Here is a 14,884-nt window from a genome sequence, read left to right on the forward strand (position 1 = left end):
CCCCACATTACCGGCTGGGGGGCTTGAAACTCATCACGATGTGGCGAGTAATCCCGCGGGTCAGAGTTGAGATTTCGCCGGTTATCTTCATCATTCCTTGTCATTTCCGGGCTTGCACCATCCGTGCCAAACAGCAGCAAACGTGCCAGACACAGGCGTCAACGGTCAGGGTAAACAATGGCGAACCAAGGGCAGAAGCAGGAACCGAATCCGGCCCAGCGTCTCGACAGCCTGACCCAGGCGGCGGGCGGCGCTGCGGCAAAAGGTCTGCCGCCGGTCCATCTGTGGAATCCGCCGTTCTGCGGCGATCTCGACATGCGGATCGCAAGCGACGGCACATGGTTCTATCTCGGTACGCCGATCGGCCGGCCGGCGCTGGTGAAGCTGTTTTCCACAATCCTGAAGCGCGAAGACGGCAAGTATTTTCTGGTGACGCCGGTGGAGAAGGTCGGCATCCGGGTCGACGACGTGCCGTTTCTTGCCGTCGAAATGGAGCAGGACGGCGAGGGAGCGGCCCGCAAGCTCCGCTTCCGCACCAATGTGGACGACTGGGTGCCATGCAACGGGGATCACCGGCTGCGGTTCGAGGCCGCTGCCGATGGCGGCCTGACGCCCTATCTTCACGTGCGGGCGGATTTGTGGGCAAAGGTCACGCGCGCGCTCTACTATGATCTGGTCGAGATGGGCGAAATTCGAGTCGTCGATGGCCGCGAGATGTTCGGGGTCATGTCCGGCGGCGTATTCTTTGCGATGGCGGATGCGGCGCAGGCCAGAGAAGCTGTTTGACGGAAGAGGTTTGGGTTGACGAATAGTATTTTAAAGAACGCGGAATCTGCCGGCATCGCGGCGCCGGTCGATATCAGTTCCGGCGAATTTTTCCGCCGGGCGCGCCAACGACTGAACTTCGATGTGCCGCAGGGATTGACCGACCCCAATGTGCTGGCGCCGACGGGCGATTTCGGCACCGATGCCATGCTGCAGATCATCGCAAAGGAGCGGCCGGTGCGTCCTGCGGCTGTGCTGATTCCGATCGTGGAGCGTGAAGTGCCAACGGTGCTGCTGACCAAGCGCGCCGAACATCTCAACGAGCACCCCGGGCAAATTTCGTTTCCGGGTGGCAAGATCGATCCGGCGGATGCAACGCCGATGGACGCGGCGCTGCGCGAAGCCGACGAGGAAATCGGCCTCAAGCGTCCCTTCATCGATCCGATCGGTTATCTCGATGTCTACGCCACGGGGTTTGGATTCCGGATCCTGCCGACGCTGGCGCGGGTGCGGCCGGGTTTCGATCTTGCGATCAGCCGCAATGAAGTCGATGACGCGTTCGAAGTGCCGCTGGCGTTCCTGATGGACCCGGTCAATCACAAGCTCGGCAGCAAGGAGTTTCGCGGCATGCAGCGCTCCTTCTACGAGATGCCGTTCGAGCAGCGTTACATCTGGGGCGCGACCGCCGGCATGCTGCGCGCGCTCTACGAGCGGATCTGTCTTTCATGATCCGTCCAGTCCTCACCGAGATCGGAATCTTCCTGATTCCCTTCGCGGTCTACGCTGTGTTTCTGCTGGCAAGCCGTTCCGGCGTCTGGGCCAGGTCGTCATGGCCGCTGCACATTATTGGCAAACTGGCGGTGGCCGCGTTTGTCCTCGTGATCGTCAGTCTCTTGCTGCTGGCGCAGTTTTCCGGCGCGCCTCCGGGCTCGACCTACACCCCCGCGCACATCGAGAATGGCAAGCTGATCCAGGGGAGCGAGAAATGAGCGCACCGCGTTCGCTGCGCGATGCCGCATGGCTGACATCAGGCCCGACGGCGCGCGTGCTCGGGCTGCTCAATACGGACGGCGAGGAAGCCCGCGTGGTTGGCGGCGCGGTGCGCAACGCGCTGTTTGGATTGCCGGTGGGCGAGATCGACATCGCCACCACGGCGCTGCCCGAAGACGTGATGCGCCGCGCCAAGCTCGCTCATATCAAGGCGGTCCCCACCGGCATCGATCACGGCACGGTGACGCTGGTAATCGAGGGGCAGCCTTTTGAAGTCACCACGCTGCGCGAGGATGTCGAGACCTTCGGGCGCAAGGCGACAGTTGCATTCGGGCGCGACTGGAAGCGCGACGCGCTGCGCCGCGATTTCACCATCAACGGATTGTCCGTGACGCCGGACGGCGTGGTTCATGACGATGTCGGCGGCCTCGCGGACATCGCGGCGCGGCGTGTACGCTTCATCGGCGAACCGGCGCAGCGCATCGCGGAGGATTACCTGCGTATCCTGCGGTTTTTCCGCATCCACGCAGCTTATGGCGAGGGCCCGCCGGATCGCGCCGGCTATATTGCCTGCATCGCCGGGCGCGAGGGCCTGGCCGGACTTTCCGCCGAACGTATCCGCATGGAAATGCTGAAACTCATGGTCGCGAAGGGCGCAGCGCCGGCATTGGTGGCGATGGACGATGCCGGACTGTTGCTGCGGCTGACGGCGGGAGTCGTCTATCACGGCGCCTTCGCCAACATGATTGCCGCGGAGCGTGAACTTGGGGTTGAGCCGAATGCGATCCTTCGCCTCGGCGCATTGGCGGTTGCGGTCACTGAGGATGCGAAGCGATTGTCGCAGCGCTGGCGGTTGTCGAATGCCGAGACCAAGCGGCTGGATTCGATGGGGCATCGCTGGTGGCGTGCGACCGGCATGGACGAGGCGACCGCGCAGCGCAGACTTTATCGGCTGGGTGCGGACCGGTATCGCGACCGGATGATGCTGGCATGGGCGCGCGCAGGGAGCGATTTTTCTTCGTCGCAATGGCGCGAGCTTGCGACGCTGCCGGATCGGTGGACGTCGCCGGTTTTCCCGCTCAAGGCAGCGGACTTCATCTCGCGCGGGATCGCGGAAGGTCCGGCGCTTGGCCATGTCCTGACGCTGGCCGAGGACGCCTGGCTGGCCATGCAGTTTCCGCTCGATGCAGCGGCGCTGAAAGCCATCGCCGATGACACCGTCGCGCGGTTCACGCGGGATCATCGGCTTTGATGTAGAGAAGACGTCAGGCGACCTCCGCCTTTTCCTTCTCGTGATGATCTTCGTCCTCGTCGTCATCGCTGTCGTCTTCGTGATGATCTTCTTCGTCCTCATCATCGGACAGATCGATGGGGGCGAGTTCGAGGACCGCCGAGGGAAGCGATTCGCGGAAAAGGTCGCCTTCTTCGCCGATCCAGACGCATGAGATCATGTCGTCGGTCACCTCGGCGACGGTCAGGGCCTGACCGCCAGATTTCAGAACAACGACGTCGCCTGCTTTCAGTCCCATGATCCGCTCCTTGAGGGTGTGAGGAGCTTTCAGCCTAGCTGCAGGTCATGACAGGGCGACAAAGAGCGGCCGACAAAACGAAAAAGCCCCGGACCATGTCCGGGGCTTCTATCTTTGAGAACTCAGGCTGTTTAGCGAACCGCGCCGAGGACGTAACCGAGCAGGTCGAACTTGTAGTTCACGCCGGCCTTGACGGTGTGAACGCCAGGGATGGAGGTCGTGGTCCAGACCTGCGCGCCGTTGCGGTTGCCGGTGGTGGTGATGTCCTTGTCGAAGCCGAGATAGAGGTATTCGGCTTTCACGCTCCACTTGTTGTCGAGAGCGTATTCCCAGCCGCCGCCGACCGCGTAACCGACAGCGTAGCGGCGATGAATGGTGTCGGTGTGGGTGCCAACCGCCCCGTCGGTCACGCCGACGTTGAACTGGGCAAGAGCCGCGCCGCCCTTGACGTAAATCAGCGAGCGATCGAAGGCGTATCCGAGACGTGCGCTCCAGAGGCTGTAGAGACCGTCGGTGCGAGCCGTTCCGAGAGTTGTCGGCGAACCGGCGAAGGCAGCCGAACCCTTGAGGCCGATGTAGCCGGTTTCACCTTCGTAGCCGATCACCCAGTTCGGGGAGACCTGCCAGTTGTAACCGTCGGTGTAGCCGCCGATGAAGCTGGAGTCGTATTTGTAGGTTGCTGCAGGTCCGCCGAAGGCCGGGATGCCAGCGCCGTCAAAAGGAACGCCGCTCACGGTGTCCTTGGCTGCGAAGGCACCGCCGACGTAACCGCCGATGTAACCGCCGGTCCAGGAGAACACCTGCACGGGAGGGGCCTTGCGATAGATCGGTGCGGTGCCGAGGTCGGCAGCGGACGCCGCGCCTGCCAGGCTGACGCCTGCGGCAGCGAGAAGAAGAACAGCAATCTTGCGCATGTGAGCCCCTTAAGAACTTTGATGGCGGCGCGATTCCGCCACACCTATGAGCCTAGAAATACTTTGCGTACGGCGTGGGCTCAAATGGTTTCCGGCCCGGAGGACGATTTGGGGCCGCGTTAGTTGGCGAGTGTGCTGTCTCGGTGACACGTCAAAGGCGCCCAAAAGTGCCTTTTTATTAATCTTTTTCCGCATTCCGGCGCAGGGAAGGGACTTATGGCCATTTCACCTCGGGAGGCATCGACGACAGGATGGAATCGACGTTGCCTCCTGTTTTCAGGCCGAAGATCGTCCCCCGGTCATAGAGCAGGTTGAATTCGACATAGCGGCCACGGCGGACGAGTTGCTCTTCCCGGTCTTTTCCGGTCCATGCCTCCGCGAAATTCCGCCGCACCAGTTCCGGATAGATCCCGGCGAAGGCCCGGCCGACGTCCTGGGTGAACGCCAGATCGGCGTCCCAGTCTCCCGAATCGTGCCAGTCGTAGAAGATGCCGCCGATGCCCCGCGGCTCCTTGCGGTGGGGCAGATAGAAGTACTCGTCGCACCACTTTTTGTACTTGTCGTAAGGCGCGATCGCCGCGTGGGCGTCGCAGGCGGCCTTCATGGCGGCGTGGAAGGCCACCGTGTCGGCGTCGTCCTGGGTACGCCTGCGGTCGAGCACCGGCGTGAGGTCCGCGCCGCCCCCGAACCATTCCTTGGTCGTCACCACGAAGCGGGTGTTCATGTGCACCGCGGGCACGCTGGGATTGCGTGGATGAATGATCAGCGAAATTCCCGACGCCCAGAAGCGCGGATCGTCAGCCGCGCCGGGAATCTGCGCACGGAATTCCGGGGCGAACTCGCCATGCACCGTGGAGCAATGGACCCCGGCTTTCTCGAACAGCCGTCCGCGCAGGATCGACATCACGCCGCCGCCACCGGGCTTGCCGGTATGATCGGTGCGCTCCCAAGGGGTGCGCACGAAACGCGTCGCCTCACCGGCATAGAGCGCCGCCGGGGCGTCCGCCTCAAGTTTTTCCAGCGCCAGACAAATATCGTCGCGCAGGTGTTCGAACCATGCGCGGGCGCGCTGCTTGCGCTGTTCGATCGTCGTGACGGGCTTTTCCAATCGAGGTCTCCGTCTGGCTCAGTCTATTTCTGCGGGCCGAAGTAAGTGCAGCTCTCGTTGCAACTGTCACGGTGAACGCTGACGCGGGTCACCTTGCCGGCATGCTGGACCTGCTCCCAGATGAAGCGCGTGAGGTTCTCAAGCGTCGGTATTCCGAGCGCCTCGATCTTGTTGAGGAATTTGTGGTCGAGCGTTTTCTGCACCTCGGCCATCCGCTGGTCGAGCAGACCCAGATCCATCACCATTCCGGTCGCCGGATCGGGCGTGCCGCGGATGGTGACCTCGGCGCGGAACGAGTGGCCGTGAATCTCGGCGCTGGCGTCGCCCAGCGTCGTGCCGGACAGCGAATGCGCGGCCTCGAAACGGAACGATTTGGTCAATTCCCACATAGGTCTGTCCGGTCTTGTTAAGCTATCTGATCCCGAGCGTCTTATGCGTCTGGACGCTGAGCCGCCACTGCGGATGGCGCAGGCAATAGGCGATCGCCGCCTGCGTGCTTTGCGCTATGTCAGGTCCGTCCAGCGGCTGCAACGAGAACCGCTCGAATTCCAGACCCGCGAAATCCTCCGGGCTGTTGTCCGCCTGCGGATAGACCAGCTTCAACTCGTGGCCCTTGCGGACCACAAGCTCCGATCCGGCTTTGGGACTGACGCAGATCCAGTCCAGGCCGGGCGGCGGCGCGATGGTGCCGTTGGTCTCGATCGCGATGGTGAAACCGTGGGCATGCAGGGCGTCGATCAGCGCGGTATCCACTTGCAGCAGCGGCTCACCGCCGGTCAGCACGGTATAGCGGTGGTTCTGCGGGCCCTGCCACTGGGCGGCAATGGCTGCGGCCAGCTCGTCGGCGTTCGCATAGCGGCCGCCGAGCGTGCCGTCGGTGCCGACGAAATCGGTGTCGCAGAACTGGCAGACCGCGGTGGCGCGGTCCTGCTCGCGGCCTGTCCACAGGTTGCAGCCGCTGAATCGGCAGAACACGGCGGTGCGCCCGGCATGAGCGCCTTCGCCTTGCAAAGTCAGGAAGATTTCCTTGACCGCGTAGCTCACCCTTTTGACCCTCGTGTCTGCCGCAGCGCCTCACCGAGCGCCATCGCCACCGTCATAGCCACATTCAGCGAACGCATTCCCGGCGCGATGGGGATAACCAGCCGCGCGTCGGCGGCGCTTACCACGTCGTCCGGCACACCGGCGGATTCACGGCCGAACAGCAGGAGGTCGTCGTCCCGGTAGCCATGATCGAGATAGGGCGTCGCCGCCTTTGTCGAAAAAAGCACCAGCCGGCCGCCGGATTGGGCACGCCACGCCTCGAATGCCGTCCAGGAATCATGCCGCACGATGGTGACCTGATCCAGATAATCCATGCCGGCGCGGCGGAAATGCCGGTCGGAAACAGGGAATCCCGCCGGCTCGATAATGTGGGCTTCTACGCCGAGACAGGCACAAAGCCGCAGAATCGTTCCGGTGTTTTGCGGAATATCGGGTTGGAAAAGGACGACGCGCATTCGGAAACGGTCCCTGGACCCGGTGGACAATTCGAGGAAATTCTTTGTGACGGGCGGTTTTAGTGCGTCGCACTAAATTGCCGATAGCGGGCTTGCGCTCTCCCGGCAAGGGTGCCAATAGATCGATTCTAGATCGTGTGTTCTGCCCGGTTGAGTAGGACAACTGGTCATTCTGCCACCGCGGGGGGCCGCGGGCACCGGCTTCTGTCCCGGCGTGTGCATTGCGTCGAAAGGGATGGTTTCGCCGGTTGCAGTTCGGAAAGGGTTTGCAATCGTGACGTCTTCCACCTCGGCCGAGCCGACACGCCGTGATTTTCTTTATGTAGCGACGGGAGCCGTCGGCGCCGTAGGCGCTGCGGCCGTTGCCTGGCCGCTGATCTCCCAGATGAATCCGGATGCCTCGACCATCGCGGCCGGCGCTCCGATCGAAGTCGATCTGGCTCCCATCGCCACCGGACAGGACATCAAGGTGTTCTGGCGCGGCAAGCCGATCTACATCATGAACCGCACCAAGAAGCAGATCGACGAGGCGCGCTCGGTGCCGGTGTCGAGCCTGCCCGATCCGCAGAGCGACCAGTCCCGCGTCAAGGAGGGCCATGACCAGTGGCTCGTCGTGATCGGCATCTGCACGCATCTCGGCTGCATTCCGATCGCGCATGAAGGCGCGTATGACGGCTTCTTCTGCCCCTGCCACGGCTCTGTCTACGACAGCTCCGGCCGCATCCGTCAGGGGCCCGCGCCGCTCAACCTCGCGGTGCCGCCCTACGCCTTCGTCTCCGACACCAAAATCAAGATCGGCTGATTTTCATCTGACCCGATTGCGTCGCTTCTTCTTTGTCAGGATCGCATCATGAGCGGACCATCCAACTACAACCCGCAAAATCCAGTGTTGAAATGGGTCGAGCGGCGTCTCCCGATCGGGGGGCTGATCCACTCGTCATTCGTGGCTTATCCGACGCCGCGCAACCTGAACTACTGGTGGACGTTCGGCGCGATCCTTTCGATGATGCTCGGCGTGCAGATCATCACCGGCATCATCCTGGCGATGCACTACACGCCGCATGTCGATCTGGCCTTCAAGTCGGTTGAACTGATCGTCCGCGATGTCAACTACGGCTGGCTGCTGCGCTACCTGCACTCCAACGGCGCGTCGATGTTCTTCATCGCCGTCTACATCCATATGTTCCGCGGCCTCTACTACGGGTCGTACAAGGAGCCGCGCGAGGTGCTGTGGATCCTCGGTGTCATCATCTACCTCTTGATGATGGCGACAGGCTTCATGGGCTACGTGCTGCCGTGGGGCCAGATGAGCTTCTGGGGCGCCACCGTCATCACCAACCTGTTCGGCGCCATTCCTTACGTCGGCGACAGCATCGTGACGCTGCTGTGGGGCGGCTATTCGGTCGGCAATCCGACGCTGAACCGTTTCTTCTCGCTGCACTACCTGCTGCCATTCGTGATCGCCGGCGTCGTCGTGCTGCACGTCTGGGCGCTGCATGTGTCCGGTCAGAACAATCCGGCCGGCGTCGAGCCGAAGACCGAGAAGGATACGGTGCCGTTCACGCCTTACGCGACCGTCAAGGACGCGTTCGGCATGTCCTGCTTCCTGCTGTTCTTCGCCTGGTTCATCTTCTACATCCCGAACTATCTCGGCGATCCCGACAACTACATTCCGGCCAATCCGGCCGTGACGCCCGCGCACATCGTGCCGGAATGGTATTACCTGCCGTTCTACGCGATCCTGCGTTCGATCCCGAACAAGCTGGCGGGCGTCATTGCGATGTTCGCGGCGATCATCGTGCTGGCGTTCCTGCCGTGGCTCGACTCGGCCCGGACCCGCTCGTCGAAGTATCGCCCGCTCGCCAAGCAGTTCTTCTGGATCTTCGTGGTGGTGTGCATCGGCCTCGGTTATCTCGGCGCTCAGCCGCCTGAAGGCATCTACGTGATCGCCGGCCGCGTGCTGACGGTTGCCTACTTCGCGTACTTCCTGATCGTGCTGCCGATCCTGAGCCGCATCGAGACCGCGCGTCCGCTGCCGAACTCGATCGCTGAAGACGTGCTGAGGAAAACCGGCTCGACCAAGACGCCGATGGTTTCGACCATGATCGCGCTTGCGGTCGGCGGCGCGCTGATGCTTGGCGCTGCCGGCAAGGCCAGTGCGGCCGATGACTCCCACGGGCTGACGCCGCCGTCGCTGAAGTGGTCGTTCGCCGGTCCTCTTGGCAAGTTCGACCAGGGGCAGTTGCAGCGTGGCCTCAAGGTCTACAAGGAAGTCTGCTCGTCCTGTCACGGACTGTCCTACGTGGCGTTCCGCAACCTGAGCGATCCGGGTGGACCGGGCTATTCGCCGGCGCAGGCCGCCGCTTTTGCCTCCGACTACAAGGTCAAGGATGGGCCGAATGATGCGGGCGATATGTTCGAGCGCCCCGGCCGTCCGGCCGACTATTTCCCGTCGCCATTCCCGAACGAGCAGGCCGCGCGTGCCGCCAACGGCGGCGCCTATCCGCCGGACCTGTCGCTGATCGCCAAGGCCCGCGGTTACGAGCGTGGTTTCCCGCAGTTCGTGTTCGACGCCTTCATCCAGTTCCAGGAGAAGGGACCGAACTACATCGACGCACTCATGCAGGGCTATGAGGAGAAGGCACCGGCCGGCTTCGCGCTGCCGGAGGGATCTTACTACAACAAGTATTTCCCCGGCCATTCGATCAAGATGCCGAAGCCGCTCAACGACGGTCAGGTGACGTTCGACGATGGCTCGCCGGCCACCGTGCAGCAGTATGCCAAGGACGTTTCCGCGTTCCTGATGTGGGCCGCCGAGCCGCACCTCGAGGCGCGCAAGCGGACCGGCCTGCAGGTCTTCATTTTCCTGATCGTGCTGTCGGGCCTGCTGTATTTCACCAAGAAGAAGGTCTGGGCCGACGCGCACTAAGCGTCCCCTTATTCGAACCGCGAAAGGCCCCCGCGCGGGGCCTTTTTGCTGCGCCAATGCTTCGATGCAGCATATTTCCGCAAGGCTGGCGTCCTGTGGTCCGCTCAACTAACGTTGGCGCTCCATGCTGAGGAGCAAATGACGGGCGCGCCGATTGACGACATTCTGCTGAATATCAATCCGACGGGACAACTGGTCCTCGGCGGCGTGCTTGCGCTGATTATCTACGGCGTCGCGCTCGATCTGCGGATCGACGATTTCATCGAAGTGTTTCGCAGGCCGATCGCGCCGCTGGCGGGACTGCTGGCGCAGCTCGCGGTGCTCCCGGCGGTGACGTGGGCGATCACCATGCTGCTCAAGCCTCAGCCCAGTATCGCGCTCGGCATGATGGTGGTGGCCGCGTGCCCGGGCGGCAACATCTCGAACCTCATCACCCACATGGCGCGCGGCAACACCGCGCTGTCCATCAGCATGACCGGCGTGTCGAGCCTGCTTGCCATCGTGACGACGCCGCTCAACATCCTGTTCTGGGCCGCGCTCAATCCCGACACCGCCGCGCTGCTGCGGCAGGTCAGCATCGAGCCGCTGTCGTTCCTCGGTTCGACCATGGCGATCCTGGGCATCCCGATGGCGCTGGGTCTTGCGACGGTGCATTACTGGCCGCGCCTCGGCCATCTGCTGCGCCGCCCGTTGCAGATATTGTCGTTCCTCTTTCTGATCGTGTTCATCGGCGGCGCAATTTTCAGCAATGCGCGCTACCTCACGACCTTCGTGCAATCGATCCTGCCGTTCGTCGTGCTTCACAACGCCATCGCCATCGGGCTCGGCTGGGGTACCGCGCGGCTGCTGCGCCTCAGCAACTACGACACCCGCGCGATGACCATCGAAGTCAGCATGCACAATTCGGGGCTTGGCCTGGCGCTGATCCTCAACCAGTTCGATGGCATTGGCGGCGCGGCGCTGGTCGCGGCAGGGTGGGGCGTCTGGCATCTGGTGTCGGGCTGGGCGCTGGCGGCGTGGTGGAAGCGCCGCGACCCGCATCCGCAGGACGCGGCTCGGGCGCAACAGACGGACGTGGCCGCATGAGCGAGGCGCACGGACATTACGCGCGGAACGGCGGTGTGCTGGTCACCGGCGCGGCGGGGTTCATCGGCCGCTCGCTGATCGCCGAACTCGCGCGCGGCAATGTCAATTCCGAGATCATTGCGCTCGATCTGCGCGAGGTCCCCGAACAGGAGCGGCTGGCAAACGTCATCTATCTTGCCGGCGACATTCGCGATCCCGCGTTGAAGGATATTTTCCAACAGCACCGGCCGCAAACCATCGTGCATCTCGCATCGGTGGTCGCTGTCGGCGGCGATCCGCAGCTTGACTGGGAAATCGACGTGCTCGGCACCAAGAACGTGCTGCAATGCTGCGTCGAGACCGCTGTCGAACATCTGATCGTGACGTCGAGCGGCGCGGCTTACGGCTACTACGCCGACAACCCGGTGCCGTTGCACGAGGATGATCCGCTGCGCGGCAACGCGGATTTTCCCTACGCGCGCAACAAGCGCGAGGTTGAGGAAATGCTGACCGAATGGCACGACCTCCATCCGCATCTGGAGCAGACCGTGTTCCGTCCCTGCACGGTGCTCGGACCCACGACCAGCAATCAGATCACGGCGATGTTCGAGCGGCCGGTGGTGGTCGGCCTCAGTGGCACCTCGACGCCGTTCTCGCTGATCGCAGACAGCGACGTGGTCGCGGCGCTGGTGCAGGCCGTTCGTGATCCGAGGCCGGGGACCTATAATCTTTCGGGCGACGGCGTGCTGAGCCTGCGCGAAATCGCGGCGCTCAATCAAAAATTCTATGTTGCGATTCCGGCGGGTCCGCTGAAATTTCTGCTGTGGCTGCTGAAATTCCTCCGCGTCACCAAGCTCGGCCCCGCGGCGGTCAAGTTCGTGCAGTACCGGCCGGTGCTGGCCAATGACAAGCTGAAATCCGAGTTCGGATTCGCGCCGCGCTACAACGCACGCGAGGTGTTCGAGCGCTATCGTGACGGGCGTCCGGAGAACGCGACATGACGACGCTCGTCATCGGCGCTGGCCCGGCGGGGCTTGCCGCCGTCAAAAGCCTGAAGGAAGCCGGCCTGCCGGTGCGCTGCGTGGAGAAAAACGCCGACGTCGGAGGGCAATGGCTCTATGGCTCACCCGCCAGCGCGGTGTATGCCTCGACCCATCTGATTTCCTCGAAGCGCACCACGGCCTATGCGGATTTCCCGATGCCGGAGGACTGGCCGGCCTATCCCGGCCATGCGCAGGTCTCGGAATATTTCAAATCGTTTGCGAAGCATTTCGATCTCTATCCCTCGATCAGCTTCAATACCGATGTTCACAAGATCGAGCAGCGTGACGGCAGCTGGCGCGCAACATTCAGCGACGGCACGAGCGACGATTACGAGAGCGTCATTTTCGCCAATGGCCATCTCAGCGATCCCCTGACGCCGAAGATTGCGGGCGAGTTCAGCGGCAAGCTGATGCACGCGAAAGATTACAAAACCGCCGACATTTTCGAAGGCAAGCGCGTTCTGGTGGTCGGCATGGGCAACACCGGCTGCGACATCGTGGTCGATGCGATTCACCGCGCCAGCAAGGTGCTGTGGAGCGTGCGCGGCGGCAATCATTTCGTACCGAAGTTCCTCGCCGGCAAGCCGGCCGACGAGGGCAACCACAAGCCCAGGCGTTTTATCATCCCGAAGCGGCTGCGCTCGATGCTGCATGAACCGATCCTGCGGTTTCTGGTCGGGCCGCCCGAGCGCTTCGGCCTGCCGAAGCCGCAGCATCGGCTTTACGACAGGACGCCCATCGTCAATTCGCTGGTGCTGCAGCATCTGGGGCAGGGCGATGTGACCCTGCGCAAGCCGATCCGGGAATTTCGCGGGGATACCGTTGTCTTCGCCGACGGACAGGAAGACGAGGTCGATCTTGTTCTGCTCGCGACCGGCTACGAGATCACGTTTCCGTTTCTCGAAGATCTCTCCGAACTGAACTGGCTGCCGGAGCGCCATGCGCCGCGGCTCTATCTCAATATCTTCCCGTCGCGTCCGAATGGCCTCTATGTCGCGGGTTTGCTTGAAGGGGCAGGCGTCGGCTGGCCGGGCCGCGCGCTGCAGGCCGATCTGATTGCGGCCTATATCAGGGCGCAAAAGGAAAGCGCCGATACCACGGCGGATTTTCGCGACAAGATCGCCGCCTTTCATGCTCGGCCTCCGGGCAAGGATCGCGGCGACCACGGTATTTTCGTCGACTTCCTGCAATACAAACGTGATCTTCAGAAAGCCATCGCGAGCTTGAGCGTTCCTTCGCCCGCGGTATAACCAGCCTGGAATTATCGGAGGACTTCATGGGTACGACCATCACTTTCAAGCGTCCCGACGGCAAGGAAGCCAAGGGCTATCTCGCCAATGCCGCGCGCGGCAATGCGCCGGGCGTCGTCGTCATCCAGGAGTGGTGGGGTCTGTCGGCAAACATCAGGGCGCTGACCGATCGCTTTGCGCTCGCCGGATTCGATGCTCTGGCACCCGATCTCTACAACGGCGTGGTCGTGCCCTATCACGACACCGACGAAGCCAACAAGCAGATGGGGTCGCTCGATTTCATGGACGCCACCACCCAGACGGTGCGCGGCGCTGCGCAGTATCTCGCGCGCAACGGCGCAAAGGTCGGCCTCACCGGCTTCTGCCTCGGCGGCGCGGTGACGATCATCGGCTCGACGCGCATTTCAGAACTGGCCGCGGCCGTTGCCTTCTACGGCATTCCGCCGGAACAGGCGGCGAAGCCCGCCGACGTCAAGATTCCGTTGCAGGGCCATTTCGCAAACCGCGACGACTGGTGCACACCGCAGGTGGTGGACGCTTTCGAGAAGGGTCTGAAGGCCGCCGGCAAGACCGCGGAGTTTTTCCGCTATGATGCCGATCACGCCTTCGTCAACGAGGAGCGGGCGGCGGTGCATGACCGCGAAGCCGCGGAACTCGCCTGGGGCCGGGCCACGGACTTCTTCAAGAAGCATTTGGGGTGACGTTCACCATCTCCGATTTGCGTCAGCAACCGGCGTTTTTCGACGCGGTTGCCGACCGCATCTGGCGGGGATGGTGGAAGGAGCGGGGCTTTCCGGCCGACTATATCGTCGGCCGCCTGCGCGAGAACATGTCTCCGTCGCCGATTCCGTTCGCGCTGGTGGCGCATCGCGGCGACACGTTCATGGGCACGTCGTCGGTGATCGCTGCCGACCTTGAGGATCGTCCTCAATACGCGCCCTGGGTTGCTGCGGTCTGGGTCGATCCGAAATACCGGATGCAGCAGGTTGGCTCTGCGCTGGTCGGGCGCGCGGCAGAGGGCGCCTTCGCGCTTAATTTCCGGAGGGTCTACCTCTGTGCCCCGAAGGAAAGACGCCGGTTCTACACTCGCCAAGGCTGGACCCCGGTCGAGGAGAATGTCGGGGAGCGGAAAGTTACCGTGTTCGTGCGCGTTCCGGACGGCTCGCGGTAAATCCGGATGTCGTCCCGCGAGGGGATGGGCTGCGACCGCGAAGGTGGATTTCGGGTTCGCGCCAAGACGCGCGCCCCGGAATGACGAGGAGTCGAAACATTTTGTGATGGGGATACCAATCCCCGCGCTTCAAACCTCTCTTAAGTTCGAAGCGTCCTGTTCGTGAGGGGCGCTTCTCGAGGGCGCTTTTGAAGCGGAACAGGATGCGGCGCCTGCGCGATGTGGATTCGCACCCACACGTCCGGGAGGCCGGGGGTCACCGTCCGGGCCAACTACGTGGCTCTGCCTTCAATGGCTGGACGAGGACAGGATGAAGGCGGGCGAAAGCCTGCCGGATCGGAGGCGCGATACGCGCTCGTCCTGTCCCGGAAGCACGGTCCCCCGGACACAAATCGCCGCGAATGGAGCGCCGTGAGGCGACGCGCTTCCTTTTCGCAGAGGAAGCGAAACAAGACATTTGCGCCTTGCGGCGCTCCATGCCCCTCGTTGTTGAGGGGCGAGACTGAAAGCAAAACTCGCGCGCGGCGCGGGAATAATGGCGCGTGGCTGTATGACAATCGAATCTGGAATTCGGGAATGGCGCGGGGACGACATGGAGAGAGATGGCGCCCGGCTATGACG

17 protein-coding genes are annotated in these 14,884 nt (G+C 62.9%); 11 read left to right on the forward strand and 6 right to left on the reverse strand.

The genetic code is table 11. From position 1 onward, the window contains the following. Positions 1-177: 177 nt before the first annotated feature. From LVY71_RS22290 to LVY71_RS22305, 4 genes are read left to right on the forward strand one after another with little or no spacing between them, the layout of a single operon-like run. The gene (locus tag LVY71_RS22290) at positions 178-786 is read left to right on the forward strand and encodes a DUF1285 domain-containing protein (RefSeq protein ID WP_235102107.1); all 609 of its coding nucleotides are present in this window, start codon (positions 178-180) and stop codon (positions 784-786) included. Positions 787-801: 15 nt separating this feature from the next. Then, the gene (locus tag LVY71_RS22295) at positions 802-1,494 is read left to right on the forward strand and encodes an NUDIX hydrolase (protein ID WP_235102108.1); all 693 of its coding nucleotides are present in this window, start codon (positions 802-804) and stop codon (positions 1,492-1,494) included. Continuing rightward, positions 1,491-1,754 (forward strand): DUF6111 family protein, encoded by a 264-nt coding sequence (locus tag LVY71_RS22300; protein WP_235102109.1) that lies wholly within the window; start codon positions 1,491-1,493, stop codon positions 1,752-1,754. Before LVY71_RS22295 ends, LVY71_RS22300 begins: the two co-directional genes overlap by 4 nt. Continuing rightward, the gene (locus LVY71_RS22305) at positions 1,751-3,007 is read left to right on the forward strand and encodes a CCA tRNA nucleotidyltransferase (RefSeq protein WP_235102110.1); all 1,257 of its coding nucleotides are present in this window, start codon (positions 1,751-1,753) and stop codon (positions 3,005-3,007) included. The genes LVY71_RS22300 and LVY71_RS22305 overlap by 4 nt, the downstream gene beginning before the upstream one ends. Before the next feature lie 13 nt (positions 3,008-3,020). Here LVY71_RS22305 and LVY71_RS22310 read toward each other — a convergent pair whose 3' ends face one another. From LVY71_RS22310 to LVY71_RS22335, 6 genes are all read right to left on the reverse strand, one after another. Further along, positions 3,021-3,284, reverse strand: a complete 264-nt coding sequence (locus tag LVY71_RS22310) for a YodC family protein (RefSeq protein ID WP_235102111.1) — start codon at positions 3,282-3,284, stop codon at positions 3,021-3,023. A 131-nt stretch (positions 3,285-3,415) separates the two neighbouring features. Then, entirely contained in the window at positions 3,416-4,198 is a 783-nt protein-coding gene (locus LVY71_RS22315; RefSeq protein WP_235102112.1) for an outer membrane protein, read from the reverse strand. A 214-nt stretch (positions 4,199-4,412) separates the two neighbouring features. Then, complete coding sequence (gene hemF, locus LVY71_RS22320; protein WP_235102113.1) at positions 4,413-5,306, reverse strand: oxygen-dependent coproporphyrinogen oxidase; 894 nt, start codon at positions 5,304-5,306, stop codon at positions 4,413-4,415. Positions 5,307-5,329: 23 nt separating this feature from the next. After that, positions 5,330-5,695: a 6-pyruvoyl trahydropterin synthase family protein gene (locus tag LVY71_RS22325; protein WP_235102114.1), complete on the reverse strand. Its 366-nt coding sequence runs from the start codon at positions 5,693-5,695 to the stop codon at positions 5,330-5,332. 22 nt (positions 5,696-5,717) lie between these two features. Next, entirely contained in the window at positions 5,718-6,350 is a 633-nt protein-coding gene (gene queE, locus LVY71_RS22330; RefSeq protein WP_235102115.1) for a 7-carboxy-7-deazaguanine synthase, read from the reverse strand. After that, positions 6,347-6,805 carry a tRNA (cytidine(34)-2'-O)-methyltransferase gene (locus tag LVY71_RS22335; RefSeq protein WP_235102116.1) on the reverse strand — a complete coding sequence of 153 codons (459 nt, stop codon included), beginning with the start codon at positions 6,803-6,805 and terminating at the stop codon, positions 6,347-6,349. Before LVY71_RS22335 ends, queE begins: the two co-directional genes overlap by 4 nt. A gap of 235 nt (positions 6,806-7,040) precedes the next feature. Between LVY71_RS22335 and petA the strand changes: the two genes are divergently transcribed. From petA to LVY71_RS22370, 7 genes are all read left to right on the forward strand, one after another. Then, positions 7,041-7,607, forward strand: coding sequence for a ubiquinol-cytochrome c reductase iron-sulfur subunit (petA, locus tag LVY71_RS22340; protein WP_249788629.1), 567 nt, complete (start codon positions 7,041-7,043; stop codon positions 7,605-7,607). Between the two features lie 48 nt (positions 7,608-7,655). Beyond that, positions 7,656-9,734 carry a cytochrome c1 gene (locus LVY71_RS22345; RefSeq protein WP_235102118.1) on the forward strand — a complete coding sequence of 693 codons (2,079 nt, stop codon included), beginning with the start codon at positions 7,656-7,658 and terminating at the stop codon, positions 9,732-9,734. 138 nt (positions 9,735-9,872) lie between these two features. Continuing rightward, positions 9,873-10,820 (forward strand): bile acid:sodium symporter family protein, encoded by a 948-nt coding sequence (locus LVY71_RS22350; RefSeq protein WP_235102119.1) that lies wholly within the window; start codon positions 9,873-9,875, stop codon positions 10,818-10,820. Then, on the forward strand, positions 10,817-11,800 hold the full coding sequence (locus tag LVY71_RS22355; RefSeq protein ID WP_235102120.1) for an SDR family oxidoreductase: 984 nt from the start codon (positions 10,817-10,819) through the stop codon (positions 11,798-11,800). The genes LVY71_RS22350 and LVY71_RS22355 overlap by 4 nt, the downstream gene beginning before the upstream one ends. Next, positions 11,797-13,092: a flavin-containing monooxygenase gene (locus tag LVY71_RS22360; RefSeq protein WP_235102121.1), complete on the forward strand. Its 1,296-nt coding sequence runs from the start codon at positions 11,797-11,799 to the stop codon at positions 13,090-13,092. The genes LVY71_RS22355 and LVY71_RS22360 overlap by 4 nt, the downstream gene beginning before the upstream one ends. A 26-nt stretch (positions 13,093-13,118) precedes the next feature. Further along, positions 13,119-13,793: a dienelactone hydrolase family protein gene (locus LVY71_RS22365; RefSeq protein WP_235102122.1), complete on the forward strand. Its 675-nt coding sequence runs from the start codon at positions 13,119-13,121 to the stop codon at positions 13,791-13,793. Next, positions 13,790-14,263 (forward strand): GNAT family N-acetyltransferase, encoded by a 474-nt coding sequence (locus tag LVY71_RS22370; protein ID WP_235102123.1) that lies wholly within the window; start codon positions 13,790-13,792, stop codon positions 14,261-14,263. Before LVY71_RS22365 ends, LVY71_RS22370 begins: the two co-directional genes overlap by 4 nt. The last annotated feature ends 621 nt before the right edge of the window (positions 14,264-14,884 follow it).

This window comes from Bradyrhizobium sp. G127, assembly GCF_021502575.1.
In the GTDB taxonomy this organism is placed as follows: domain Bacteria; phylum Pseudomonadota; class Alphaproteobacteria; order Rhizobiales; family Xanthobacteraceae; genus Afipia.